Origin of the sequence: Pseudomonas sp. RIT778 (assembly GCF_019718735.1) — a bacterium.
Lineage (GTDB): Bacteria > Pseudomonadota > Gammaproteobacteria > Pseudomonadales > Pseudomonadaceae > Aquipseudomonas > Aquipseudomonas aphyarum.
In genome coordinates this window covers 25,504-49,882 of record NZ_JAIHBA010000035.1, presented here as the reverse complement: position 1 = coordinate 49,882, position 24,379 = coordinate 25,504, and the positions used below count along the sequence as shown (strand labels likewise).

Annotated in this window: 23 protein-coding genes; 12 read left to right on the top strand and 11 right to left on the bottom strand. The window is 61.5% G+C overall.

Features of this window, described 5'->3' with window-relative positions:
* The first annotated feature begins 9 nt into the window (after window positions 1–9).
* The gene (locus tag K5E37_RS23565) at window positions 10–2,952 is read left to right on the top strand and encodes an HD domain-containing phosphohydrolase (protein WP_221535307.1); all 2,943 of its coding nucleotides are present in this window, start codon (window positions 10–12) and stop codon (window positions 2,950–2,952) included.
* Here K5E37_RS23565 and K5E37_RS23560 read toward each other — a convergent pair whose 3' ends face one another.
* Together K5E37_RS23560 and K5E37_RS23555 are read right to left on the bottom strand one after the other, a co-directional pair.
* Window positions 2,953–3,435: a GAF domain-containing protein gene (locus tag K5E37_RS23560; RefSeq protein WP_011335287.1), complete on the bottom strand. Its 483-nt coding sequence runs from the start codon at window positions 3,433–3,435 to the stop codon at window positions 2,953–2,955.
* Window positions 3,432–4,322, bottom strand: a complete 891-nt coding sequence (locus tag K5E37_RS23555; RefSeq protein ID WP_007955716.1) for an ATP-binding protein — start codon at window positions 4,320–4,322, stop codon at window positions 3,432–3,434. The genes K5E37_RS23560 and K5E37_RS23555 overlap by 4 nt, the downstream gene beginning before the upstream one ends.
* Window positions 4,323–4,446: 124 nt before the next feature.
* Here K5E37_RS23555 and K5E37_RS23550 point away from each other — a divergent pair, with 124 nt between their 5' ends.
* Window positions 4,447–6,810, top strand: coding sequence for a response regulator (locus K5E37_RS23550; protein WP_409348075.1), 2,364 nt, complete (start codon window positions 4,447–4,449; stop codon window positions 6,808–6,810).
* Here K5E37_RS23550 and K5E37_RS23545 read toward each other — a convergent pair.
* The 3 genes from K5E37_RS23545 to msrB form a co-directional block, all read right to left on the bottom strand.
* Entirely contained in the window at window positions 6,794–7,255 is a 462-nt protein-coding gene (locus K5E37_RS23545; RefSeq protein WP_085607136.1) for a MarR family winged helix-turn-helix transcriptional regulator, read from the bottom strand. The genes K5E37_RS23550 and K5E37_RS23545 overlap by 17 nt on opposite strands.
* On the bottom strand, window positions 7,252–7,737 hold the full coding sequence (locus K5E37_RS23540; protein ID WP_221535305.1) for a glutathione peroxidase: 486 nt from the start codon (window positions 7,735–7,737) through the stop codon (window positions 7,252–7,254). The genes K5E37_RS23545 and K5E37_RS23540 overlap by 4 nt, the downstream gene beginning before the upstream one ends.
* A 102-nt stretch (window positions 7,738–7,839) precedes the next feature.
* On the bottom strand, window positions 7,840–8,235 hold the full coding sequence (msrB, locus tag K5E37_RS23535; protein ID WP_007955712.1) for a peptide-methionine (R)-S-oxide reductase MsrB: 396 nt from the start codon (window positions 8,233–8,235) through the stop codon (window positions 7,840–7,842).
* A 225-nt stretch (window positions 8,236–8,460) separates the two neighbouring features.
* Between msrB and K5E37_RS23530 the strand changes: the two genes are divergently transcribed.
* On the top strand, window positions 8,461–9,672 hold the full coding sequence (locus tag K5E37_RS23530; RefSeq protein ID WP_007955711.1) for a pyridoxal phosphate-dependent aminotransferase: 1,212 nt from the start codon (window positions 8,461–8,463) through the stop codon (window positions 9,670–9,672).
* 303 nt (window positions 9,673–9,975) lie between these two features.
* Window positions 9,976–10,863 (top strand): protease HtpX, encoded by an 888-nt coding sequence (gene htpX, locus K5E37_RS23525; RefSeq protein WP_007955710.1) that lies wholly within the window; start codon window positions 9,976–9,978, stop codon window positions 10,861–10,863.
* Window positions 10,864–10,923: 60 nt separating this feature from the next.
* Here htpX and K5E37_RS23520 read toward each other — a convergent pair whose 3' ends face one another.
* Entirely contained in the window at window positions 10,924–11,577 is a 654-nt protein-coding gene (locus K5E37_RS23520; protein ID WP_221535304.1) for a thiopurine S-methyltransferase, read from the bottom strand.
* 102 nt (window positions 11,578–11,679) lie between these two features.
* On the opposite strand from K5E37_RS23520, the gene K5E37_RS23515 reads away from it, so the two are divergent.
* Entirely contained in the window at window positions 11,680–12,447 is a 768-nt protein-coding gene (locus K5E37_RS23515) for a class III extradiol ring-cleavage dioxygenase (RefSeq protein WP_221535303.1), read from the top strand.
* 90 nt (window positions 12,448–12,537) lie between these two features.
* Here K5E37_RS23515 and K5E37_RS23510 read toward each other — a convergent pair whose 3' ends face one another.
* Window positions 12,538–14,211 (bottom strand): DEAD/DEAH box helicase, encoded by a 1,674-nt coding sequence (locus K5E37_RS23510; protein WP_007955707.1) that lies wholly within the window; start codon window positions 14,209–14,211, stop codon window positions 12,538–12,540.
* Between the two features lie 422 nt (window positions 14,212–14,633).
* On the opposite strand from K5E37_RS23510, the gene K5E37_RS23505 reads away from it, so the two are divergent.
* Window positions 14,634–15,425 carry a crotonase/enoyl-CoA hydratase family protein gene (locus tag K5E37_RS23505; protein WP_007955706.1) on the top strand — a complete coding sequence of 264 codons (792 nt, stop codon included), beginning with the start codon at window positions 14,634–14,636 and terminating at the stop codon, window positions 15,423–15,425.
* Between the two features lie 3 nt (window positions 15,426–15,428).
* On the opposite strand, the gene K5E37_RS23500 is transcribed toward K5E37_RS23505, so the two are convergent.
* The gene (locus tag K5E37_RS23500) at window positions 15,429–16,184 is read right to left on the bottom strand and encodes a spermidine synthase (RefSeq protein ID WP_007955705.1); all 756 of its coding nucleotides are present in this window, start codon (window positions 16,182–16,184) and stop codon (window positions 15,429–15,431) included.
* A gap of 150 nt (window positions 16,185–16,334) precedes the next feature.
* On the opposite strand from K5E37_RS23500, the gene K5E37_RS23495 reads away from it, so the two are divergent.
* Complete coding sequence (locus tag K5E37_RS23495; RefSeq protein ID WP_064383296.1) at window positions 16,335–17,681, top strand: class II 3-deoxy-7-phosphoheptulonate synthase; 1,347 nt, start codon at window positions 16,335–16,337, stop codon at window positions 17,679–17,681.
* Between the two features lie 97 nt (window positions 17,682–17,778).
* Here the strand turns inward: K5E37_RS23495 and K5E37_RS23490 are convergent, their stop codons facing one another.
* Together K5E37_RS23490 and K5E37_RS23485 are read right to left on the bottom strand one after the other, a co-directional pair.
* Window positions 17,779–19,005 (bottom strand): winged helix-turn-helix domain-containing protein, encoded by a 1,227-nt coding sequence (locus tag K5E37_RS23490; RefSeq protein ID WP_221535302.1) that lies wholly within the window; start codon window positions 19,003–19,005, stop codon window positions 17,779–17,781.
* A gap of 64 nt (window positions 19,006–19,069) precedes the next feature.
* On the bottom strand, window positions 19,070–19,285 hold the full coding sequence (locus tag K5E37_RS23485) for a DUF1127 domain-containing protein (protein ID WP_221535301.1): 216 nt from the start codon (window positions 19,283–19,285) through the stop codon (window positions 19,070–19,072).
* A gap of 97 nt (window positions 19,286–19,382) precedes the next feature.
* Here K5E37_RS23485 and K5E37_RS23480 point away from each other — a divergent pair, with 97 nt between their 5' ends.
* Window positions 19,383–20,237 (top strand): LysR substrate-binding domain-containing protein, encoded by an 855-nt coding sequence (locus K5E37_RS23480; protein ID WP_007955701.1) that lies wholly within the window; start codon window positions 19,383–19,385, stop codon window positions 20,235–20,237.
* Here K5E37_RS23480 and K5E37_RS23475 read toward each other — a convergent pair.
* The gene (locus K5E37_RS23475) at window positions 20,227–20,976 is read right to left on the bottom strand and encodes a sulfite exporter TauE/SafE family protein (protein WP_085744971.1); all 750 of its coding nucleotides are present in this window, start codon (window positions 20,974–20,976) and stop codon (window positions 20,227–20,229) included. The genes K5E37_RS23480 and K5E37_RS23475 overlap by 11 nt on opposite strands.
* Window positions 20,977–21,088: 112 nt before the next feature.
* Between K5E37_RS23475 and K5E37_RS23470 the strand changes: the two genes are divergently transcribed.
* From K5E37_RS23470 to K5E37_RS23455, 4 genes are all read left to right on the top strand, one after another.
* Window positions 21,089–22,045 carry a LysR family transcriptional regulator gene (locus tag K5E37_RS23470; RefSeq protein WP_221535300.1) on the top strand — a complete coding sequence of 319 codons (957 nt, stop codon included), beginning with the start codon at window positions 21,089–21,091 and terminating at the stop codon, window positions 22,043–22,045.
* 83 nt (window positions 22,046–22,128) lie between these two features.
* Complete coding sequence (locus tag K5E37_RS23465) at window positions 22,129–22,593, top strand: MarR family winged helix-turn-helix transcriptional regulator (protein WP_085607154.1); 465 nt, start codon at window positions 22,129–22,131, stop codon at window positions 22,591–22,593.
* Between the two features lie 272 nt (window positions 22,594–22,865).
* Window positions 22,866–23,285, top strand: coding sequence for an organic hydroperoxide resistance protein (locus K5E37_RS23460; protein ID WP_034155242.1), 420 nt, complete (start codon window positions 22,866–22,868; stop codon window positions 23,283–23,285).
* A gap of 33 nt (window positions 23,286–23,318) precedes the next feature.
* Entirely contained in the window at window positions 23,319–24,332 is a 1,014-nt protein-coding gene (locus tag K5E37_RS23455) for an alpha/beta hydrolase (RefSeq protein WP_221535299.1), read from the top strand.
* Window positions 24,333–24,379: the final 47 nt, after the last annotated feature.

Here is a 24,379-nt window from a genome sequence, read left to right as displayed (position 1 = left end):
GAGTCCGCAATGCCCAGCCCACTGCGCCCGGAACAACGCCGGTTTCCGCTGCATGTGCACATCAGCGTCATGTTCACCTTTCTGTTGTTGCTCACCGGGGTGGTGCTGGGTCTGTTCAACTATCGACAGACCACTCAGATCATCCTGTCGAGCAGCGAGAAACTGTTCAACCGTATCGAGCAGGATGTGCGCCTTGATCTGCAGGCCACTTATGAACCGATTCGACACCTGCTGAGCCTGCTGGCGGAGACCCCCGCCGCCCGGTCCTCGGGCCTCGAACAGCGCCTGGCGCTGCTAAAGCCGTTCAGTCAGTCCCTGACGGACAACCCGGATCTGGCCTCGCTGTACCTGGGTTATGGCAACGGCGATTTTTTCATGGTTCGTCCTTTGCGCACGCCGGCGCTGAAAACCCTGCTCAAGGCACCGGACGCCGCGGCGTTTCAGGTCTGGAGCATCGAACACGACGCCAGCGGTCAGGCGCATTCGCAGTCGCTGTTCTTCGACCAGGCACTGTCTCCGGTCGGCCGGCAGGACAACCCCGACGATCCTTATGATCCTCGCAGCCGCGCCTGGTACATCAACGCGCGGCAACAGACCGAACAGATCACCACCGAACCCTACGTCTTTTTCTCCACCCACAACGTCGGCACGACGCTGGCCCGACGCAGCGGTGATGACGCGGTGATCGGCGCCGACCTGACCCTCGACGCACTCTCCGCAACCCTGATCAAACACGTGGTGACACCGGCCACGGAAATCGTCCTGTTCGACGCCGAAGGCAACGCCGTGGCCTACCCCGACAGCAGCCGGCTGATCGTCGATGACCGTACGGCGCGTCTGGCCAAGGCTGCCGACTTGAGCCCCGCCCTTGGCGCCTTGTTGTCCGGCCATCAGGGCAATCGGCTCAAGGCCGACGGCCGACTATGGATCGTCGCCCGCAGCCAGTTGCAGGAAGGCGGGCCGAAAGGTTTGCAGATGGCGTTGCTGGTGCCGGAGGACGAGTTGCTGGTCGACGCCTATCGCATGCGCTGGCAAGGCGCGCTGATCACCTTGGCCACCCTGCTGTTGTGCCTGCCGCTCGGGTGGCTGATCTCGCGGATTCTGGTCAAGCCGCTGCATGCGCTGGTCAAGGAGGCCGATGCGATTCGCAGTTTCGATTTCAATTTTCCCGTGACCCGTCGATCACCGGTGCTGGAGGTCGACCAGTTGAGTCTGTCGATGGCCCGCATGAAGGACACCTTGGCCAGTTTCTTCCGGATCACCGACAGCCTGACCGCCGAAACCCGCTTCGCCCCGTTGCTGCAACGAGTCCTGTTCGAGACCGTGCAGATCGCCCAGGCCCAGGCGGGCCTGATTTATCTTCGCGAAAATGATGGCAACCGGATGGAGCCCTACGGACTGGTGGTGGATGGCGCGTCACAAGCCCTGGCCGCGTTCGATATTCAGGGGCGCAATCTTGACGCTACTCAGGGCCCCGAATGGTTTCGGGAACTGGCGAACGCCAACACCGTCGTGAGCAATCTGGGTTTCGAACAGGCCACCGACCTGCAGAAAGTGCTGCTGGCCATGGAGTCGCCAAGGGTGCATCTGATCGGTATCCGCCTGCATAACCGGCACAACGAGACCGTCGGCCTGCTGGTGCTGCTGATCAATGACAGCGGCACGGCGAGTGATCTGGAAAAGCTGCGGCCCGACCGCATTGCCTTCCTGCAAGCGGTGTCCGGGGCAGCGGCGGTGAGTATCGAAAGCCAGCGCCTGCAAGCCCGGCAGAAGCAACTGCTGGATGCGTTCATTCAACTGCTGGCCGGCGCCATCGATGCCAAGAGTCCTTATACCGGCGGGCATTGCCAGCGCGTGCCGGAGCTGACCCTGATGCTCGCCCATGCCGCCGCAGCCAGTGAGGCGCCGGCCTTCAGCGATTACCAGCCGAACGAAGACGAATGGGAGGCCCTGCACATCGCCGCCTGGCTGCACGATTGCGGCAAGGTCACGACCCCGGAATACGTGGTCGACAAAGCCACCAAACTGGAAACCCTGAACGATCGCCTGCACGAAATCCGCACCCGCTTCGAAGTGCTCAAGCGCGATGCCTGGGTCAGCTACTGGCAAGCCCTGGCCATGGGCGGCGAAGAACGGCAACTGGCCGAGCTGCGCGACGCAACCCTGACAGCACTGGATGATGATTTTGCATTCGTCGCCCACTGTAATCTGGGCAGTGAAGCGATGGCCGAGGCCGACCTGCAACGCCTGCAAGGCATCGCGAAACGCCCATGGACGCGCACGCTGGATGATCGGCTGGGCCTGTCATGGGAAGAGAACCGGCGTCAGTCACGCACCCCGGCACCGACCTTGCCGGTCACCGAACCGTTGCTGGCAGACAAGCCCGAACATCTGCTGGAACGCGCCGAAGGCGAGTTGATTCCCGAGGACAATCCGTGGGGCTTCAAGCTCGACGTGCCACCGTACAAATACAATCGCGGCGAGCTGTACAACCTGAGCATTCCCCGGGGAACCCTGACCCGCGAGGAACGCTACATCATCAACCACCACATGGTGCAGACGATCCTGATGCTCAGCCACCTGCCCTTCCCCGGGCATCTGAACAGCGTCGCGGAAATCGCCGGCGGGCATCACGAAAAGATGGATGGCACCGGTTATCCCAAGCGCCTGAAGCGCGAAGACATGAGCCTGCCGGCGCGCATGATGGCGATTGCCGATATTTTCGAAGCCCTGACCGCTGCCGATCGCCCGTACAAAAAAGCCAAGTCCCTCAGTGAAGCGCTGGGGATCATGGCCACCATGTGCCGCGAGGCGCACATCGATGCGGAGTTGTTCGGGCTGTTCATCCGCGATGGCGTGTATCTGCAGTACGCCACGCGGTTTCTCGATCCACGGCAGATCGATGCCGTGGACCCGGCGGCCGTGCTGCTCAAGGCAGGCCTGGCGGCGTGATCAGCAGTCGGTCAGACGCAGGAAGATCGCCGCCAGTTGTTCGATCCCGGCCTGATCGTCGGCACCGAAACGCGCGAGCTTCGGACTGTCGAGGTCGAGCACGCCGATCAGGCGACCGTCCTTGACCAATGGCACGACCAGCTCGCTGTTCGACGCGCTGTCGCAAGCGATATGGCCAGGAAACGCGTGAACGTCTTCGACCCGTTGCGTCTGCAGGCTGGCAGCCGCCGCGCCGCACACACCGCGACCGAACGGAATGCGCACGCAGGCGATCTGGCCCTGGAATGGGCCGAGCACCAGCTCTTCGTTGCGATTGAGGTAGAAACCAGCCCAGTTCAGGTCATCGAGCTGGTTGAACAGGAACGCCGAAAACTGCGCGGCGTTGGCGATGAAATCGCGCTCGTCCGCCAGCAGCGATTCCAGTTGCGCGGCCAACATGCCATAGCCTTCGAGGCCTTGGCCGCTCTGTTGCAAATCAATCATGCCTTGTGCTCCAACAATTTCAGTCCCACCCAGTAACGGGCGAATTGGTACGCGCAACGTCCGTTGCGGTTGCCACGGCCGGTTGCCCAGCGCACGGCGAGAATGTCCAGTTGTTCGTCGCGCTCCCAGCTCAGGCCGGCCTTGGCGGCCAACTGGCCGATCCAGTGTTCGACGACGTTTAGGAAATGTTCCTGGGTAAACGGATAGAACGACAGCCACAGGCCGAAGCGATCCGACAGCGCGATCTTGTCTTCAACCGCCTCGCTCGGATGCAGCTCGCCATCGACGCGCTTCCAGTTTTCGTTGTCGCTTTCCTTTTCCGGCACCAGATGGCGACGGTTGGAAGTGGCGTACAGCAACACGTTATCCGGCGCCTGTTCGAGCGAACCGTCCAGCACGCTTTTCAGCACGCGATAGTCGCCTTCGCCGGACTCGAACGACAGGTCATCGCAGAACAGCACAAAACGCTGCGGCAGCTTGGCGATCTGCTCCACCACCCGTGGCAGGTCCGCCAGGTGATCGCGCTCGATTTCGATCAGGCGCAAACCGGCCTTGGCATGCTCTGCCAGCAGCGCACGGACCAGCGACGATTTACCGGTACCGCGCGAACCCCACAGCAGCGCATGGTTGGCCGGCATGCCATCGAGGAATTGCTGAGTGTTGCGGCCTAGTTGCTCCAGCTGCCGATCGACGCCGATCAGGTCCGACAAGCGCATGTCGAGGCTGACTTCCAGCGGCAGCAGATAACCGCTGCGACCGTCACGCTGCCAGCGTGCGGCGAGGCAGGTACCCCAGTCGATGACCGGGCGTGGAGCCGGCAGCAGTGGTTCGATCCGCGCCAGAACCGACTCGGCGCGTTCAAGAAAAGCATTCAATCGGGAATCCACGTCTTCTCCTCGGGCTCGTTCACAGTGATGATGGCGGTGCAGCGACGACAGACAGCGTTCGAAACCTGTCCCGGGCCTTGTTACAAGGCGCTTCGGGAACCCCGGAATCCGTGCATGATCGACTATGCTTGAGCAGCGAAGGGAAACGGAAGTGGTTCAACACCCCATGGATATCAAATTCACCCACCGGCTGTCGTACAAACAGGCCCGGCTTACCGTGCTGGTCGGGTTCATTCTGGGCACGCTGCTCAGCCTGCTGCAAATCGGCATCGATTATGCCAGTGAAGACGCGTCCATCAACCGTGAAATCCTGTCTTTGCTGGAAATCAGCCATAACCCGGCCTCGCGCATCGCCTACAACATCGATGCCGAACTGGCGCAGGAACTGACCCTGGGCCTGCTGCGCTCGCCGGCGATCATTTCCGCACAACTGACCGACAACAATCAGACGGTGCTGGCCAACGTCAAACGCCCGGAGCTGCAAAGCGGCTACCGGATGATCAGCGACTTCCTGTTCGGCGCCAAACGCCAGTTCGAAGACCGCCTCTACCTCGATCACTTGCCCAACGAATCCCTTGGCACCTTGAAACTGGAAGTCGACACCTACGCGTTCGGCAGCCGCTTCCTGCGCCGGGCCGAGGTCACGCTGCTCAACGGGTTTGCCCGCAGCCTGATTCTCACCGGGATTCTGCTCGCGCTGTTCTACGTGATGCTGACCAAACCGCTGGTGCGGGTGATCCGCGAACTCAGCGGCCGCGACCCGCGCAGCGCCGAGCCGACGACCCTGGAATGTCCGGGCGGGCACGCCAACGACGAGATCGGCGTGCTGGTCAAGGTTGCCAACCAGCAGTTCGAAAACATCGCCACGGAAATCCAGCAGCGGCGCAATGCGGAAAACCGCCTCACCGACTACCTCGCGCAACTCGAAGACATCGTGTCCGCGCGTACCGCCGAGCTCAAGGCGATCAACGCACGGCTCAGCCAGTCCAACCAGGAACTGGAAGTGGCCCGCAGCACGGCACTGGACATGGCCGAAGCGCGTTCGGCCTTTCTCGCCAACATGAGCCACGAGATCCGCACCCCGCTCAACGGCCTGCTCGGGATGATCGCCCTGTCGCTCGACGGCCCGCTCAACGCCGAACAGCAGCAACAACTGTCGATCGCCCACGACTCGGGCAAAGTGCTGGTAGAGCTACTCAACGATATTCTCGACCTGTCGAAATTCGATGCCGGGCAACTGGAACTTGAACACATTCCGTTCGATCTCGGCTCGCTGATCGAAGACACCGCCAACCTGCTGTCGCAGAACGCAGCGCCGAGCGTTGAACTGACTTGCCTGATCGATCCGTACTTCCCGGCGCTGGTGCTCGGCGATCCGACCCGGGTCAGGCAGATCGTCAGCAACCTTCTGTCCAATGCGCTGAAATTCACCCGTTTCGGTCGGGTCGATGTGCGCTTGTCCACCTGGAAGGACGGCGTCCGGATCGAAGTCTGCGACACCGGCATCGGCATTGCCCAGGAAGCGCAGGTGAAGATTTTCCAGCCGTTCACCCAGGCGGGTGCCGGCATCACCCGCCAGTACGGCGGCACCGGGTTGGGCCTGGCATTGACCTACAACCTGTGCGAAGCCATGCAAGGGCGTCTGACAATCAGTTCCGAAGTGGGTTTTGGCAGTCAGTTCTGCGCCGAACTGCCACTGCCCTGCCACACCCGCGCGGTGATTCCGCCACCGTTGCACGGCAAGGTGCTGGCGATCACCAACGCGGTCAGCGGGCTGGCGGAGCTGCTGGAAAGTCTGCTGCCGGTCTGGGGGCTGACCTACGAACAACGAACCCTCGACGACCCACTGCTCGGCCTGCCCCCCGACGTCATCATCACCGACTGCCCGGAATGCCTTTTCGGCCTGCGCCCGGCGATGACGGCACCGATTCTGCTGGTGACCGCTTATGGCAGCTTCATGCCGGGTGAAGAAGCCACCGCCCTCGCCCCGTTGCAGCAGCAGGCCCGACCGCTGGCTCGCAACGCGCTGTATCAGAATCTGCGCCGGACACTGTTGCCGGACCTCACCACCATCGACCGCGCACGCCTCGAAAACGTGCCGTCGCAGCGGCGCGGTCGGGTGCTGTTGGTGGAGGACAACCCGGTCAACCAGTTGGTGGCCAAGGGCATGCTGGGCAAACTCGGCTGCGACGTTGTAGTCGCCGCCCATGGCGTGGAAGCGCTGGATCAGCTGGAACACGACGAATTCGATCTGGTGCTGATGGACTGCAATATGCCGGTGATGGACGGCTACGAAGCCAGCCGCCAGATCCGCCAAAGCGGACGCTGGCCGCATCTGCCGATCGTCGCCCTGACCGCCAACGCCATGTCCGAGGAACGCGAACGTTGCCGGGCGGCGGGCATGAGCGACTACCTGGCCAAGCCGTTCCGCCGTGAAGAGCTGGCGGCGCTGCTGGACCAGTGGATTCCGACTACGACAGTGCTTTGATCTGCCCCAGCAGGTGATCGAGACCGTCGCGCAAGTCATTGAGCCGGTCCAGATCCACCCCGCTGTCGCACAACAGCCGCGCCTTCAACGGCCCGACCTGTTCACGCAGCGTCTGCCCTTGCGGCGTTAGGCTCAGATGAACCTCACGCTCGTCACGGGCCGAGCGCTGACGCTGGACCAGTTGCAGTTGCTCCAGACGCTTGAGCAACGGCGTCAGCGTGCCGGAATCCAGTGCCAGACGCTCACCCAGCGCCTTGACCGTCGGTTGCTCCGGCGCGGTTTGCTGCCATTCCCACAACACCAGCATCGCCAGGTATTGCGGGTAGGTCAGGCCAAGCTGATCGAGCATCGGTTTGTAGGCACGGATCACCGCCCGCGATGCGGCATACAACTTGAAGCACAGCTGACTGTCGAGCTTCAGCGAATCGGCGGACAGGCTGTTCATTTGAGCAGGGCTTCGATCTCGCGGCTCAGATCCTGCGGCTTGGTGGCCGGGGCGAAGCGCTTGACCAACTGGCCGTCCTTGCCGATCAGGAACTTGGTGAAATTCCACTTGATGCCCTGGGAGCCCAGCACGCCCGGCGCGCGTTTCTTCAAATGCACGAACAGTGGATGCGCGCCGTTACCATTGACTTCGATCTTCTTGAACAGCGGGAAGCTGACACCGTAGTTCAGCTCGCAGAACTCGCTGATGGCGCCCTCGTTGCCCGGCTCCTGCTTGCCGAACTGATTGCACGGGAAGCCCAGCACCACCAGGCCCTGATCCTTGTAGGTCTGCCACAGTTCCTCAAGGCCTTTGTACTGCGGCGTGAAACCGCATTTGCTGGCGGTATTGACCACCAGCACTGCCTTGCCGGCGAAATCGGCGAGGGTCTTTTGCTCGCCTTTGATGGTGGTGCACGGAATGTTCAGCAGGTTATCGCTCATGGTGCGCACTCTTGAAAAATGGGTAGACGGCAAAAATAGCGAGCAATTGAATTGTGTGCAATTTAATTATTCGAAAGGCGACCCGTGGATCGCCCGTATCAGTTACTCGCGCGGCACCAGGTCCAGGCACACCGAGTTGATGCAGTAACGCAGGCCGGTCGGCGGCGGACCGTCAGGGAATACGTGGCCCAGGTGCGCATCGCACTTGGCGCATTTCACTTCGGTGCGGATCATGCCGTGGCTGGTGTCACGGATTTCGGTCATGGCGCTCTCGCCGATCGGCGCGTAGAAGCTTGGCCAGCCGCAACCGGAATCGAATTTGGTCTTGGAATCGAACAACGGCTCGCTGCAGCAGACGCAGTGATAGATACCGTCAGTCTTGGTAGCGTTGTATTTACCGGAGAACGGTCGCTCGGTAGCACTGAGACGGCACACGTTGTATTGCTCGGGGTCGAGCATCGCCCGCCATTCTTCCAGGGTCTTTTCAATCTTTTCCATCATCACACCTCAGCGGCTGAAAAAGCCCGATCTGTACCTTTTCCACGGATCGGGCGGCACGTATGATTGCGCCTCGTCACACGCCAGTCTGGCAGCGGGTTCCTGCGCATTCAAACGGATTGTTGGAAACCGCCGCTCGAGACACTTGCCTGTGTGAAGACGCAGGATTCCCAGCACGGTTGTCCACCCGCCGCCTGGATCGTTCATTTTCGGGATCACATCGCCATGCAGTTCAGCAAATCGAACAAGCTCGCCAACGTCTGCTACGACATTCGCGGCCCGGTGCTCAAGCACGCCAAACGCCTGGAAGAGGAAGGCCACCGCATCCTCAAGCTGAACATCGGCAACCCGGCGCCCTTTGGTTTCGAGGCGCCGGACGAAATTCTCCAGGATGTGATCCGCAACCTGCCGACCGCCCAGGGCTACAGCGATTCCAAAGGCCTGTTCAGCGCGCGCAAGGCGGTGATGCAGTACTACCAACAGAAGCAGGTCGAAGGTGTCGGCATCGAAGACATCTACCTGGGCAACGGCGTGTCCGAGCTGATCGTGATGTCGCTGCAGGCACTGCTCAACAACGGCGACGAAGTGCTGGTGCCGGCGCCGGACTACCCGCTGTGGACCGCTGCCGTGAGCCTGGCCGGCGGTAACGCGGTGCATTACCTGTGCGATGAGGGCGCCGACTGGTTCCCGGACCTGGCCGACATCAAGGCCAAGATCACCCCGAACACCAAGGCGATGGTGATCATCAACCCGAACAACCCGACCGGTGCGGTGTATTCGAAGGAAGTACTGCTGGGCATGCTGGAACTGGCCCGTCAGCACAACCTGGTGGTGTTCTCCGACGAAATCTACGACAAGATCCTCTACGACGACGCCGTGCACATCTGCACCGCTTCGCTGGCACCGGACCTGCTGTGCCTGACCTTCAACGGTCTGTCCAAGTCGTATCGCGTGGCCGGTTTCCGCTCCGGCTGGATTGCCATTTCCGGGCCGAAACACAACGCCCACAGCTACATCGAAGGCATCGACATGCTGGCCAACATGCGCCTGTGCGCAAACGTGCCGAGCCAGCATGCGATTCAGACCGCTCTGGGTGGCTATCAGAGCATCAATGATCTGGTGCTGCCGCAAGGTCGCCTACTGGAACAACGCAACCGTACCTGGGAATTGCTCAACGACATTCCCGGCGTGAGCTGCGTGAAGCCGATGGGCGCGCTGTACGCGTTCCCGAAGATCGACCCGAAAGTCTGCCCGATCCACAACGACGAGAAGTTCGTGCTCGACCTGCTGCTCTCCGAGAAGCTGCTGGTGGTGCAAGGCACGGCGTTCAACTGGCCGTGGCCTGACCACTTCCGCGTGGTCACCCTGCCGCGGGTCGATGACCTGGACATGGCCATCGGTCGCATCGGCAACTTCCTCAAGTCCTACCGCCAGTAACCGGCGCTCAGTGCGCAACGGCCCGAACGTTGCGCACTGTCTGATTCAGCAACACTTCTGCTCCGCCCCTCCTCCAGCACCTTCTACACTTTCGACTCATACGAATCATGCGTGCCTGACGCAATGAGACCGGGTGCCGCGTGCCTGTCATCCATAGCGGATCCGGCGGTGGGAAATGTCCCATGCCCGACGAATCCGGTGTAGGACACAGTTTGAAATAGTCACTCGGTTGAATCGCCAGGTGCCGCACCTTATATACCCCGCAGTACGCTACATCTTTAGCTTGAGGAGATTTCTACAACCATGATGCGCATCCTGCTGTTTTTGGCCACTAACCTGGCGGTCGTGCTGATAGCCAGCATCACCCTGAGCCTTTTCGGCTTCAACGGGTTCATGGCGGCCAACGGGGTTGATCTCAACCTCAGTCAGCTGCTGGTCTTCTGTGCAGTCTTTGGTTTCGCCGGCTCCCTGTTCTCGCTGTTCATCTCCAAGTGGATGGCGAAGATGAGCACCAGCACCCAGATCATCACCCAGCCACGCACCCGCCACGAACAATGGCTGCTGCAAACCGTCGAGCAACTGTCCCGGGAAGCCGGGATCAAGATGCCTGAAGTCGGGATTTTCCCGGCCTACGAAGCCAACGCCTTCGCTACCGGCTGGAACAAGAACGACGCACTGGTCGCGGTCAGCCAGGGCTTGCTCGAACGTTTCAAGGAAGATGAAGTGCGGGCCGTGCTGGCCCACGAGATCGGTCACGTGGCCAACGGCGACATGGTCACCCTGGCGCTGATCCAGGGCGTGGTGAACACCTTCGTGATGTTCTTTGCACGAATCATCGGCAACTTCGTCGACAAGGTGATCTTCAAGAACGAAGAAGGCCAGGGCATGGCCTACTACATCGCGACCATCTTCGCCGAGCTGGTGCTGGGTATTCTGGCCAGCGCGATCGTGATGTGGTTCTCGCGTAAACGTGAGTTCCGTGCTGACGATGCCGGTGCACGCCTGGCCGGTACGGGCGCGATGATCAACGCATTGCAACGTCTGCGCGCCGAACAGGGCCTGCCGGTGCACATGCCTGACACCCTGAACGCCTTCGGCATCAACGGTGGCATCAAACAAGGGTTCGCCCGCATGTTCATGAGCCACCCGCCGCTGGAAGAGCGTATCGACGCCCTGCGTCGTCGCGGTTGATCAAACCGGCGCACCAACCAAAAGGCCCGCAGTGATGCGGGCCTTTTTTTTGCCTGTCGATTACTGTCCGGAAATCCGGTAAACCCGTTCCTCCAGCCGCGTAACGCCGGCCTGCACGAACTTCCAGCTGTCACCGAGTACATCCTGCTCTTCCAGCATCTCGACGCGCCAGGTACTGCCCAGCAAACGCTGCACTTCGGCATCGTCTACGGAAAATGGCGGCCCGGGCATCTGCGACTGGTCATAATCCAGCGTCACCAACAGCCCTCGGCATATCGGCAAAAGTCCCTGCAAGTGCGCCGCATAACGCTCGCGCATCGCTGGCGGCAAGGCAATCACTGCCGCCCGGTCATACAGCGCGGTGCAGCCCGCCACGTCAGCCGCCGTCAGCGAGAAGAAATCCCCGCACCACAACTCGATCGACCCGGCGCGATAAACCTTGAAGTCGCCCTGCTCGCTCACCTGCGCCTGCAATTGCTGCTCAAGAAAGAAGTCTTCCACAGCCTTCTCCGACAGCTCGACACCGAGCACCTGGTGACCACAGCCGGCAAGCCACAGCAGATCCAGACTTTTACCGCACAACGGCACCAACACACGCGCTTGCGCCGGGATGGCCAGATCGGGCCAGTGCCGCTGCAAATACGGGTTCACCTCAGGCTGGTGAAAGCCGATCTGGTTCGATTCCCACTTCTTGTGCCAAAACTCCGGCTGCATGCATCCTCCTAAGAATTCGATCAAAAGGCGTTAAAACTTATATTGGAATTAGATCAATGAACTGACTGAAGATGAGCCATCTTAACGCTCAGGAACCCTTCCATGTTTCCCAGCCTGTTTATCTCTCACGGCTCGCCCATGCTGGCGCTGGAGCCCGGCGCCAGCGGCCCGGCCCTGGCGCGGCTGGCGGCCGAACTGCCACGCCCGAAAGCCATCGTCATCGTTTCCGCCCATTGGGAAAGCCATGAGCTGCTGGTCAGCAGCCATGCGCAACCGGAAACCTGGCATGACTTCGGTGGCTTCCCCCGTGCGCTGTTTGAAGTTCAGTACCCGGCACCGGGCAATCCGCAACTGGCCCGCGAGGTTGCCGACCTGCTGACCGCCAACGACCTGCCCGCACGTCTCGATCCACAACGACCGTTCGATCACGGCGTGTGGGTTCCGCTGTCGCTGATGTACCCGCAGGCCGATATCCCGGTGGTTCAGGTTTCCCTGCCCAGCCGTGGCGGCCCGGCCTTGCAGAACCGCGTCGGTCAGGCGCTGGCCAGTCTGCGCGATCAAGGCATTCTGTTGATCGGCTCCGGCAGCATCACCCACAACCTGCGGGAGCTGGACTGGCACGCCGGCCCGGAAAGCGTCGAGCCGTGGGCCCGGGAATTCCGCGACTGGATAGTCGACAGGCTCGCCGCCAACGACGAAGCCGCCCTGCACGATTACCGCCAGCAGGCACCGAACGCCGTGCGCAGCCATCCAAGTGATGAACATCTGCTACCGCTGTACTTTGCCCGCGGCGCTGGCAGTGATTTCAGCATCGCCCATCAAGGTTTCACCATGGGCGCGCTGGGCATGGACATCTACCGCTTCGGCTGAGCTGCTCATTCCCGACTCAAATCGCAGGCAAAAAAAATCCCCGAACCAGTCGGGGATTTTTTATGTTCGATCAATCAGCCCAGAGGCGGATCAATCTTCGCGGTAGCGACGCAGTTTCAGTTGCTTGCCGGCAACGCGAGTGTCCTTCAGCTTGGTCAGGAGTTTGTCCAGACCATCTTCCGGCAGCTCGACGAGGCTGAAGCTGTCACGCACCTGGATGCGACCGATGGCTTCACGTGCCAGACCACCTTCGTTGAGGATGGCGCCCAGCAGGTTTTTCGCCGCGATACCGTCACGCGCGCCCAGCGCGGTACGGCAACGGGCACGGCCTTCGCCCAATGGCATCGGAGCACGACGCTCGCGGTCACCACGGTCCGGACGATCACCGGAACGCTCAGGACGGTCGCCACGTGGAGCGCTGTTCGGCACCAGTGGACGTTCCTTCTCGATCGCTGCCAGGTTCAGCGCCTGACCATTGGTGGCCTTGCGCAGCAGTGCGGCAGCCAGGGCACGCGGGGTGCAACCGATGTCGGCGGTCAGGCGATCCAGCAGATCACCGTGAGTCGATTCGGCGTCAGCCACCAGTGGCGACAGGCTGTTGGTCAGTTTCTTGATGCGGGCATCGAGAACGGCCTGGGCGTCCGGCAGACGCACTTCGGCAACTTTCTGACCGGTCACACGCTCGATTACCTGCAGCATGCGGCGCTCACGCGGAGTCACCAGCAGCAGCGCGCGGCCTTCGCGACCGGCACGGCCGGTACGGCCGATACGGTGCACGTAGGATTCCGGATCGTACGGCATGTCCACGTTGAACACGTGGGTGATGCGCGGAACGTCCAGACCACGGGCGGCTACGTCGGTCGCTACAACGATGTCCAGACGGCCATCTTTCAGCGAGTCGATGACGCGCTCACGCTGGTTCTGGGCGATGTCGCCGTTCAACGCTGCGGCTTTGTAGCCTTTGGCGTCGAGGGCGCTGGCCAGATCCAGGGTCGCTTGCTTGGTGCGCACGAACATGATCAGAGCGTCGAAATCTTCCACTTCCAGCAAGCTGAGAACGGCAGAAGTCTTCTGGTCAGCGTGAACCAACAGGTGAGCCTGTTCGATCGCGGTAACGGTCTGGGTCTTGCTCTGGATCTTCACGTGCTTTGGATCGCGCAGGTGACGCTCGGCGATGGCACGGATCGATTGCGGCAGGGTCGCCGAGAACAATACGGTCTGACGGGTTTCCGGCATGGCCTTGAAGATGACTTCGAGGTCGTCCATGAAGCCCAGTTTGAGCATTTCGTCTGCTTCGTCGAGAACCAGGTGGTTCACGGTCTGCAGTACTTTTTCGTCGCGACGCAGGTGGTCGCACAGACGGCCCGGAGTGGCGACAACGATCTGTGCGCCATTACGGATTGCTTTCAATTGTGGGCCCATCGGCGCGCCGCCGTAGACAGCCACAACAGTCACGCCCGGCATTTGCTTGGCGTAGGTTTCGAAAGCGGTTGCAACTTGCAGCGCCAACTCACGAGTTGGGGCCAGGATCAGAGCTTGCGGCTCGCGCTTGGACGGATCAATGCGGTGCAGGATAGGCAGGGCAAAGGCAGCGGTTTTACCGGTACCGGTTTGCGCCTGACCAATCATATCGTGACCGGCGAGGATGATCGGGATCGACTGCTGCTGAATGGCCGAAGGCTCTTCATAGCCGGTAGCGACTACTGCAGCGACAATATTGGGATGAAGTTCAAGAGCGGCGAAGCCGCCGATTTCCTGGGTCATGGGTCTGCCTCTAAGTGCATCCGCAAAGACCCATGCTCCAAAGCTGCACATGCCGTGTTGAGACTCAAGAGTCGCCCTGGCAGCTTTGTCGGCGGGGATTTGCGAAAACGAATGAATGAAAAAGAATCGTCAAGGAAGAGCCCGCAGTGCGGACGTGCAGCCGAAGCTGACTTCGGGGAATTGCGCTACCTAAACGCGGCCCGGTTAAAGGCCGGCGCGCACTATACCGGAATTTGCCCAAAAAGGGAGCTTTTTTTATCGGCGAAATACAGTTGTCACCGCCGTGTAACGGGGTTTTGCGGATAATCGGGCAAAGGTCTATTTTTCAAAGACCCCGGCCCTGCGGGCGATGGCGCTTAAACGATTCACCGACGTGCGGCATCTGGTCGCTGCACCCTTTCTTCCCCTGCGAGGAAACACCCATGAATCAGCCCTGCCCCGGCCGCGTGAGCCGTGCGCGCCACGGTCACGTGCATTTGATCGGCCTGGACCGCGCCGCCAAGCGCAATGCCTTCGACCTCGACCTGCTCAACGACCTGGCCCTGGCCTACGGCGAATTCGAGGCCGACAGTGACGCACGGGTGGCGGTGGTATTCGGGCACGGCGAACATTTCACCGCCGGGCTCGATCTGGTCAATGCCAGTTCTGCCCTCGCCCAGGGCTGGCAGGTTCCCCCCGGTGGTTGCGATCCCTGGGGCGTGTTCGTCGGGCCACGGGTCAGCAAACCGGTGATCGTGGCCGCGCAGGGTTATTGCCTGACCATCGGTATCGAATTGATGCTCGCTGCCGACATCAACCTGTGCGCCAGCAACACTCGGTTCGCGCAGATGGAAGTACAGCGCGGGATCTTTCCGTTCGGCGGTGCGACATTGCGCTTTCATCAGATCGCCGGGTGGGGCAACGCGATGCGCTGGTTGCTGACTGGTGACGAATTCGATGCCCATGATGCGCTACGCTTGGGCCTGGTGCAGGAAGTCATGGCCAGCGAGGATCTGCTGCCGCGTGCCATCGAACTGGCCGAGCGCATCGCCCGGCAGGCGCCGCTTGGCGTGCAGGCGACGCTGATGTCGGCGCGTCAGGCGCGCTATGAAGGAGAAACTGCGGCGGCTAAGAGCTTGCCGCCACTGGTGAAGAAGTTGCTGGCCACTGAAGACGCCAAGGAAGGTGTGCGCTCGCTGGTGGAGCGCAGGCCTGGCGTTTTCAAAGGCCTTTGAAGATCAGGTCGCTGGACGGATGCAGTTGATCAACGTCTGCAACGAGTAGCCCAGCTTCGGCGCCAGCGCTTCAGCCCGGGCGGTCAGCGCCTGCATGTCCAGCACCTGATCAAGATCCGCCGGTACGATCAGAATCACGTTGCCCTCCTTCACCGGCAGTTCCCAGTAATGCCGGTGATAGAGCCCGCGCAGCAGCGCCGCGCCCAAGGGTTTGCCGTCATCGGTGGCCCACTGGTTGATCACCAGCCAACCGCCGGGATTCAGACGTTTCTGACAATCACCGAGGAAATTCCACGCAAGGTGCCCGGCGCCGGGGCCGACATCGGTGTACAGGTCGACGAAAATCAGATCCGCAGGTTCGGCGGTCGGCAGCAATTCGAGGGCATCGCCGACGCGGATGTACAGCCGTGGATCGTCATCCAGCCCGAGGTATTCGATGGCCAGACGCGGTACGTCGGGGCGCAGTTCGATGGCTTCGACGTCTTCCAGCGGCAGGAACTTGAGGCAGGCCTGGGTGAGCGTTCCCGCGCCCAGCCCGAGGAACAGCGCACTCTCCGGTTGCTCATGGCACAACGCGCCGATCAGCATCGCCCGGGTGTAGTCGTACTCCAGCCAGCTCGGGTCGGCGGTAAACACGCAGCTTTGCTCGATGGCATCGCCGAACTCCAGAAAGCGGTAGTCGGCCACTTCCAGCACGCGAATCACGCCGAACTCATCCTGTACCTCGGCGAGCAACAGCTCGACGCGCTCCTCAGTCATTTCGTCTCCTGGTGGTCACCGGGCGCGGTGACGCGATGGCACCGCTGTGGTGCCGTGGCAAAGCGGCGATTGTCGGCGAAGCGGCGGGAGCAGGTCACGCACTAATTGCTGCTAACATGGCCGTCCGTGCGTAGAACCTTAGAGACCGTGATGAGCCAACCCTGGAGCCCTGACAGCTGGCGCGCCCTGCCGATCCAGCAACAACCCCAATACCCCGACGCTGCGCATCTGCGCCAGGTCGAGCAGACGCTGGCCAGCTATCCGCCGCTGGTGTTTGCCGGCGAAGCGCGCGAGCTGCGTCGTCAGTTTGCCGAAGTCACCCAGGGCCGGGCGTTCCTGCTGCAGGGCGGCGATTGCGCGGAAAGCTTCGCCGAGTTCTCTGCCGCAAAGATTCGCGACACCTTTAAAGTGTTGCTGCAAATGGCGATCGTCATGACCTTCGCCGCCGGTTGCCCGGTGGTCAAGGTCGGGCGCATGGCCGGCCAGTTCGCCAAGCCGCGCTCGGCCAACGACGAGACCATCGACGGCGTGACCCTGCCGGCCTACCGGGGCGACATCGTCAACGGCATTGGTTTCGACTCGGCCAGCCGCGTACCGGATCCGGAGCGTCTGCTGCAGTCCTATCACCAGTCCACCGCCACCCTCAACCTGCTGCGCGCCTTCGCCCAGGGCGGTTTTGCCGACCTGCATCAGGTGCACAAGTGGAACCTCGATTTCATCGCCAACTCGGCGCTGGCGGAGAAGTACAGCCACCTCGCCGACCGCATCGATGAAACCCTGGCCTTTATGCGCGCCTGCGGCATGGACAGCTCGCCGCAACTGCGCGAGACCAGTTTCTTCACGGCCCACGAAGCGCTGCTGCTGAACTACGAAGAAGCCTTCGTGCGCCGCGACAGCCTGACCAACGATTACTACGATTGCTCGGCGCACATGCTGTGGATCGGCGACCGCACCCGTCAGCTCGACGGCGCCCACGTTGAGTTCCTGCGCGGGGTGAACAACCCGATCGGGGTGAAAGTCGGCCCGAGCATGAACCCCGACGACCTGATCCGCCTGATCGACGTGCTCAACCCGGACAACGATCCGGGCCGTCTGAACCTGATCGCGCGGATGGGCGCGAACAAGGTCGGTGATCACCTGCCGGCGCTGATCCGTGCGGTACAGCGCGAAGGCAAGCAGGTGCTGTGGAGCTCCGACCCGATGCACGGCAACACCATCAAGGCCAGCAGCGGCTACAAGACCCGCGACTTCGCGCAGATTCTTGGCGAGGTGAAGCAGTTCTTCCAGGTTCACGAAGCGGAGGGCAGCTACGCCGGCGGGATCCACATCGAGATGACCGGGCAGAACGTCACCGAATGCATCGGTGGCGCGCGGCCAATCACTGAAGATGGCTTGTCGGATCGCTATCACACTCACTGCGACCCACGGATGAATGCCGATCAGTCGCTGGAGCTTGCATTCTTGATTGCTGAAACACTGAAGCAGGTTCGCCGTTAAACCGCATCGTCCCTATCGCTAGCAGGCTAGCTCCCACTTGATTTTGTGTACGGCACAGATTCAATGTGGGAGCCAGCCTGCTGGCGATGAGGCCAGTTCAGTCAACGCCGAACTGGGCCAGCGCCATCCGCAACCTCCCTGCACTTTCCCGCTGACAATTAAGCTGCACCTGCTCAAGCCCCAACCAGTGCGCCATGCGCCGCAAGTTCAGCGCCAGCGCCAGCATCCCCGCGTCATCCAGTCCGGTTTCTTCCTCGTGCACCGCATGCACTGCCAGGCGCCCCGCCGCTCGTTCGGCGCGCAGGTCAACTCGCGCGGCAATCCGTTCATTGTGCAGGAACGGCAACACGTAATAGCCGTAGACACGTTTGTCCTGCGGCGTATAAATCTCCAGCCGATAGCGGAAGTCGAACAGCCGCTCGGTCCGGCTGCGTTCCCAGATCAGTGAGTCGAACGGCGACAGCAATGCACTGGCCTCGACCTTGCGCGGGATTTTCGGCTCGGGCAGGCAATAGGCGATCTGGCGCCAACCGGCGACTTCGCAGGTCAGCAGTTGTCCGTCCTCGACCAGTTCGGCCAGACGCGGGCGGGCATCGGAAGGATTCAGTCGGAAATAATCACGCAGGTCTTTTTCCGTGCCGACACCCAGCGCCTGCGCTGCATGCAGCAGCAAACCGCGCTGCGCCTCGGCTTCATCGGGCAATGGCTGTTGCAGCACGGAAACCGGAATCACCCGTTCCGGCAAGTCATACAAACGCTCGAAGCCACGCCGTCCGGCGACGGTGACTTCGCCGGCGGCGAACAGCCATTCCAGTGCGTGCTTTTCCGCGCTCCAGTCCCACCATGGCCCGGCCTTTTCCTCGCGGGTCGACAGGCTGCCAGCGCCCAATGCGCCCTGCTCTTCGACCGACGCCAGCACCCGGCGAATGGTGTCCTGTTGCTCCCGGCCGAACCGCGCCAGTTGCTGATAGATGTCCTCACCGCGCCTGGCCCGCTGCATGCGCCAGCCCATCAACGGGTACATCGACAGCGGCAGCAACGACGCCTCATGGCCCCAGTATTCGAACAGCGAACGACGTCGCCCCGAACTCCAGGCAGCCTGGTCGAGCAAGTCAGCAGAATAGGAACCGAGACGGGAGAACAGCGGCAGGTAGTGCGAGCGCACCACGGCGTTGACGGAGTCGATCTGCAACAGGCCGAGACGTTCGATCAGCCGGTTGACGTGCATCGCCTTGACAGCCGGCGGCTGGCGCCCGTGAAACCCTTGGGCAGCCAGTGCCAGACGTCGAGCCTGTTTAAGGGAAAAGGACAATGTCGCGGGCATGTGTACCTCCATGTCTGCTCGCAACCTACCTCACTACAAAGGGGTTTGTGTAGCGATGGCCTCATCATTTATGCATCGGATCGTCCCAGAACGGCCGAATCGCTTCGTGCTCGACATCGGCACGGCTGACCCCGATGTCCTTCAACGCTTCGTCGCTCAGACTGGCAAGCAACTCGCGTTCGCGGTGAAGTTCGTACCAGCGGCTAAACTTGTGCAGCAGATCGGAAATCAGATGGACCGGCACTCTTTCATCGCTCACATGCAGTTTTTGACCTTTCATCGTGTTGCCCTCCTTTAGGGATGGCTCAAGTCTCGCGCCGGGGCTACGATCAATCCAACGAATGTTTCTGATGGCATGCATCACGGAGATTCATCAATTGTCGGCTTACCCGAGTATCGATACCGATGTCCTGCGCACCTTTGTCGCGATTGCCGATCAGGGCGGTTTCACCCGCGCCGGCGAAATGGTCAACCGTACCCAATCGGCGGTGAGCATGCAGATGAAGCGTCTGGAAGAGGACGTGTTGCAGCGCCAGTTGTTCGAGCGCGACGGGCGTCAGGTGCGCCTGACCGCCGAGGGCCAGGTGTTACTCGGCTATGCGCGGCGCATCCTGAAATTGCACAGCGAAGTGTTCAACACCCTGCGCGAGCCGCACATGGTCGGCACGGTGCGGATCGGCACGCCGGACGATTACGTGATGCGGTTCCTGCCGGGGATCCTGTCGCGCTTCGCCCAGTTCTATCCGCTGATCCAGATTGAAGTGCACTGCGAGTCGACCAAACAGTTGCTGCAGCGCACGGATCTGGATCTGTCGATCGTCACCCGCGAACCGGGCAATGAAATCGGCCAACTGCTGCGCAAAGAGCGTTTCGTCTGGGCCGAGGCGCAGAATTTCAGCGCCCACGAGCAGACGCCGTTGCCGCTGGCGATGTTCAACAGTGATTGTTTCTGCCGCTTGTGGGCCTGCAATGCGCTGGACGCGATGGGCCGCGAATACCGGATCGCCTACAACAGCACCAGCCTGTCGGCGTTGATGGCGGTGGTGAGCGCGGGTCTGGCGATCACCGCACAACTGGAAAGCCTGATCACCCCGGACCTGCGGATTCTCGGCGCCGCCGAAGATCTGCCGCTGTTGCCCGAGGCCAGCATCATGCTGATCCGCAATCTCAACAATCCGTCGCCGATCACTGAATGCCTGGCCGAGCACATCGTCGAAGGCTTCAAACTTTAAAGGCGAGCATCACCGCGCACAGTACCAGGAACCCGCAGAACAGCCCGCGCAGGAGTTTTTCCGGCATCGCGTGGGCCACTTTCACGCCCCAGCTGATGCTGGCCAGACCGCCGATGGCCAGCGGCAGGCCGATCATCCAGTCCACTTCGTGGTGCACCGCGTACGTCACCAGCGTGACGCCGGTACTCGGCAGCGCCAATGCCAGCGACAGCCCCTGAGCGACCACCTGAGTGGTGCCGAACAGACTGGTCAGCACCGGCGTCGCCACCACCGCCCCGCCGACACCGAACAAGCCGCCCATGGTGCCCGACGCCGCGCCGAGCACGCCCAGCCACGGCCACGAATAACGCATCTCGGAAGTCGCTGCCGGACGCGCGCCAAACATGCGCACCAGGTTGTAGGCCGACAACGCCACGAGGAACGCGACAAAGCCGATGCGCATGGTTTGCGCGTCGATGCCCACGGCCCAGATCGAGCCGATCCACGCGAAACAGAATCCCATCACCGCCAGCGGCAATGCATGCCGGAGTTCGATGCGGTTGCGCTGGTGATAACGCCACAGCGCCAGCATCACGTTCGGCACCACCATCACCAGCGCCGTGCCTTGGGCTATCTGCTGATCGAGCCCGAACCACACGCCCAGCAGCGGAATGGCGATCAGCCCGCCACCAATGCCGAATATCCCACCTAATGTGCCAAGGGCGGCGCCAAACAACAGGTACAGCAAAAACTCGATCACAGCAGAATTCCTCATACGTCAGGCGACTCATCCTACGCAGTCGGCGCTGGCACGGAAACGCACAGCAACGCACAATGGCTGTGCCAAATCCGCATAGGCACTGAGCTGATTCATGAATCCCAACCAATTGACCGACCAACTCGGGCTGTTTCTCGATGTGCTGGAGAGCGGCAGTTTCTCTGCGGCTTCACGCCGACATCCGCTGACGCCCTCCGCCGTTGCCCGACGCATCGACAGTCTGGAAAGCGCTGTCGGCAGCCAGTTGTTCATACGCAGCACTCACGCGGTGCGCGCCACGCCGGCGGGTCTGGCATTTGCCGAACGGGCGCGACGGATCGTGGCGGAGTTGCAACTGGCCCGGGCTGAAGCGGTGTCCCTGAGCAGCGCGCCGGAAGGTCTGATTCGGGTGGACGCGCCGGCGGCATTCGGGCGTCGGCATCTGGCGCCGGTGATTGCCGATTTTCTGGTGCTGTATCCGGGCCTCGATGTGCAACTGCATCTGATCGACAGCTTCGTCGATATGGACGGTTCGAACCTGGGCAAGGTCGATCTGGTGTTGCGCGCCGGGCAAATGGCTGACACCCGGTTGGTGGCCACACCGTTGGCGAGCATGGTGCGCATCGCCTGCGCCAGCCCCGATTATCTCAAGCGTCGAGGTGTACCGAGCGAGCCAGCTCAACTGGGCGAACACGACGGCCTCGATTGGGACGGCCTCGCCCCGCCCTTCGCCTGGCGTTTCGAACAAGATGGGCAAATGCAGCTGCACCGCCCGGCGCGGGTACGCATGAGCGCCAACAACGCCGAGGCGCTGGTCTGCGGCGCGCTTGCGGGACTCGGGATCGCGCATCTGCCGACCTGGCTGGCGAGCGAATACTTGTTGCGCGGCGAATTGCTGCCGCTGTTCTGTGAAAACGGCCTTCCAAAACCGGAAAGCACCGGCATCTATGCTTTGCGACTGGAGCAACAGGCCAGTTCCCGCAGCCGCCTGCTGCTGGAATACCTCAAGACCCGGTTCAGCCCCGTACCGCCGTGGGATCTGGCCCTGCAACGGGAACTGGGCCGGCACTGACCGACTCGCCACCGGGCACAATTGTCTGGCGCATTAAAGATTCGAGCGCTAGATTCATCTGCATTACCGTTCAAGGCACCGACATGACCACCACCCGCGACACCACCGATCACTGCGAAGACCTGCTGCTCGACAATCAGGCCTGCTTCGCCCTGCATTCCACTTCGCTGATGATGACCAAGGTCTACAAGCCACTGTTGCAAGCGCTTGGCCTGACGTATCCGCAATACCTGGCGATGATGGTGCTGTGGGAGAAGGATGGTTTGACCGTCGGAGAAATCAGCACGCGTCTGCTGACCGATCCGGGCTCGCTGACCCCGCTGCTCAAGCGGCTGGAAGGTGAAGGTTTGCTCAGCCGAACCCGCAGCCGCGAGGATGAGCGGGTGGTGATCGTCGAATTGACCGAACAGGGCCGCGCCTTGGAAGACAAGGCCCGAACCGTTCCGCAATGCATCCTCGGTGCCAGTGGCTTCACGCTGGAGCGCCTGCAAAATCTGCAAGCCGAGTTGCAGGCCTTGCGCGGTCATTTGCAGGACAGCCTCGCTTAAGACTCCCCCTTCCCTGTGGGCGCAGCCTTGCGCCTGCGGGCGTATCGCCCGTTCGCTGCTAATCCCCGCAAAAAAATTTCCTCTCGTTTTTTCCTTAAAAAAACCTTCTATATCAAAAACTTGGGTTCACAGCTCGTCCTGATCCAAATGCCGATTACCGACTTCTTCAAAAATTTATCTTGCGCGCTAAATATTAGCGAAGTACATTTACCTCGCACCTAGTTAGCGCGCAAACAATTAGCGCAACATACACACTTAATGAGGCTCACATCATGCAAACTCTCTACACCGCAATCGCAACCTCCACTGGCGGCCGTGACGGTCGTGCGATCTCCAGCGACAACATCCTCGACGTCAAACTCGCCACTCCGAAAGAACTCGGCGGTGCCGGCGGCGCAGCCACCAACCCTGAGCAACTGTTCGCCGCCGGATACTCGGCCTGCTTCATCGGCGCCCTGAAATTCGTCGCCAGCCAGACCAAACGCAAAATCCCGGACGACGCCTCGATCACCGCTCACGTCGGCATCGGCCAGATTCCTGGCGGCTTCGGTCTGGACATCGACCTGCACATCAGCCTGCCGGGCCTGGAACAGGCTGACGCACAAAGCCTGGTCGACGCTGCCCACCAGGTCTGCCCGTACTCCAACGCCACTCGCGGCAACGTCGATGTGCGTCTGCACGTCACCGTGTAATCACTGACACTTCGGCCCGTACAGGAAATGAACATGAACACTTTCAGCAAAGTATTGACCGGTACCCTTCTCGCCCTGTCCATCCACAGTGCATTTGCCGGGGAGGTTGAACACAACACCCAGGCGTTTCTCGATGTGCTGAATGCTGGCACCGGCAAGCCGATGGAACAGCTGACACCCAAGGACGCCCGCGCCGTTCTGACCGGCGCGCAGTCCGGGGTCAAACTGACGCTGCCCAAAGCAGACGTCAGCGAGAAGACTATCCAGGTCGATGGCCAACCGTTGAGCCTGACCATCGTCCGGCCGGCCGGGGTCAAGGGCGAGCTGCCGGTGTTCATGTTCTTCCACGGCGGTGGCTGGGTGCTGGGGGATTTCCCGACCCACGAACGTCTGGTGCGGGATCTGGTGGTCGGCTCGGGTGCGGCGGCAGTGTTCGTCAATTACACTCCTTCGCCGGAAGCGCATTACCCGGTGGCGATCAACCAGGCTTACGCCGCGACTAAATGGGTGGCCGAACACGGCAAAGAGATCAACGTTGACGGCAAGCGTCTGGCGGTGGCGGGCAACAGCGTTGGCGGCAACATGGCGGCGGTCGTCGCCTTGATGGCCAAAGACAAAGGCACCCCGGCGATCAAGTTCCAGGTGCTGCTGTGGCCGGTGACCGATGCCAATTTCGACACCGGTTCGTATAACCAGTACGCCGAGGGGCACTTCCTCACCCGCAACATGATGAAGTGGTTCTGGGACAACTACACCACCGACGCCAACCAGCGGAACGAGATCTACGCCTCGCCGCTGCGGGCAACCACCGCGCAATTGAAAGGTCTGCCGCCAGCGCTGGTGCAGACCGCCGGGGCCGACGTGCTGCGTGACGAAGGTGAAGCCTACGCCCGCAAACTCGACGAAGCCGGCGTGCCGGTGACCTCGGTGCGCTACAACGGCATGATCCACGACTACGGTTTGCTCAACGTGGTCAGCCAGGTGCCGGCAGTGCGCTCGGCGATGCTGCAGGCCTCGGAAGAACTGAAGCAGCACCTGAAGCAGTAATTTTCATCAGGCACAAAAAAGCCCGACTCAATGGTCGGGCTTTTTCT

Bases quoted from the DNA above. Each gene is read 5' to 3' on its own strand.
- K5E37_RS23565 (WP_221535307.1), top strand. From the start codon at position 10: ATGCCCAGCCCACTGCGCCCGGAACAACGCCGGTTTCCGCTGCATGTG.
- K5E37_RS23560 (WP_011335287.1), bottom strand. From the start codon at position 3,435: ATGATTGATTTGCAACAGAGCGGCCAAGGCCTCGAAGGCTATGGCATG.
- K5E37_RS23550 (WP_409348075.1), top strand. From the start codon at position 4,447: ATGCTTGAGCAGCGAAGGGAAACGGAAGTGGTTCAACACCCCATGGAT.
- K5E37_RS23545 (WP_085607136.1), bottom strand. From the start codon at position 7,255: ATGAACAGCCTGTCCGCCGATTCGCTGAAGCTCGACAGTCAGCTGTGC.
- K5E37_RS23540 (WP_221535305.1), bottom strand. From the start codon at position 7,737: ATGAGCGATAACCTGCTGAACATTCCGTGCACCACCATCAAAGGCGAG.
- msrB (WP_007955712.1), bottom strand. From the start codon at position 8,235: ATGGAAAAGATTGAAAAGACCCTGGAAGAATGGCGGGCGATGCTCGAC.
- K5E37_RS23530 (WP_007955711.1), top strand. From the start codon at position 8,461: ATGCAGTTCAGCAAATCGAACAAGCTCGCCAACGTCTGCTACGACATT.
- htpX (WP_007955710.1), top strand. From the start codon at position 9,976: ATGATGCGCATCCTGCTGTTTTTGGCCACTAACCTGGCGGTCGTGCTG.
- K5E37_RS23520 (WP_221535304.1), bottom strand. From the start codon at position 11,577: ATGCAGCCGGAGTTTTGGCACAAGAAGTGGGAATCGAACCAGATCGGC.
- K5E37_RS23515 (WP_221535303.1), top strand. From the start codon at position 11,680: ATGTTTCCCAGCCTGTTTATCTCTCACGGCTCGCCCATGCTGGCGCTG.
- K5E37_RS23510 (WP_007955707.1), bottom strand. From the start codon at position 14,211: ATGACCCAGGAAATCGGCGGCTTCGCCGCTCTTGAACTTCATCCCAAT.
- K5E37_RS23505 (WP_007955706.1), top strand. From the start codon at position 14,634: ATGAATCAGCCCTGCCCCGGCCGCGTGAGCCGTGCGCGCCACGGTCAC.
- K5E37_RS23500 (WP_007955705.1), bottom strand. From the start codon at position 16,184: ATGACTGAGGAGCGCGTCGAGCTGTTGCTCGCCGAGGTACAGGATGAG.
- K5E37_RS23495 (WP_064383296.1), top strand. From the start codon at position 16,335: ATGAGCCAACCCTGGAGCCCTGACAGCTGGCGCGCCCTGCCGATCCAG.
- K5E37_RS23490 (WP_221535302.1), bottom strand. From the start codon at position 19,005: ATGCCCGCGACATTGTCCTTTTCCCTTAAACAGGCTCGACGTCTGGCA.
- K5E37_RS23485 (WP_221535301.1), bottom strand. From the start codon at position 19,285: ATGAAAGGTCAAAAACTGCATGTGAGCGATGAAAGAGTGCCGGTCCAT.
- K5E37_RS23470 (WP_221535300.1), top strand. From the start codon at position 21,089: ATGAATCCCAACCAATTGACCGACCAACTCGGGCTGTTTCTCGATGTG.
- K5E37_RS23465 (WP_085607154.1), top strand. From the start codon at position 22,129: ATGACCACCACCCGCGACACCACCGATCACTGCGAAGACCTGCTGCTC.
- K5E37_RS23460 (WP_034155242.1), top strand. From the start codon at position 22,866: ATGCAAACTCTCTACACCGCAATCGCAACCTCCACTGGCGGCCGTGAC.
- K5E37_RS23455 (WP_221535299.1), top strand. From the start codon at position 23,319: ATGAACACTTTCAGCAAAGTATTGACCGGTACCCTTCTCGCCCTGTCC.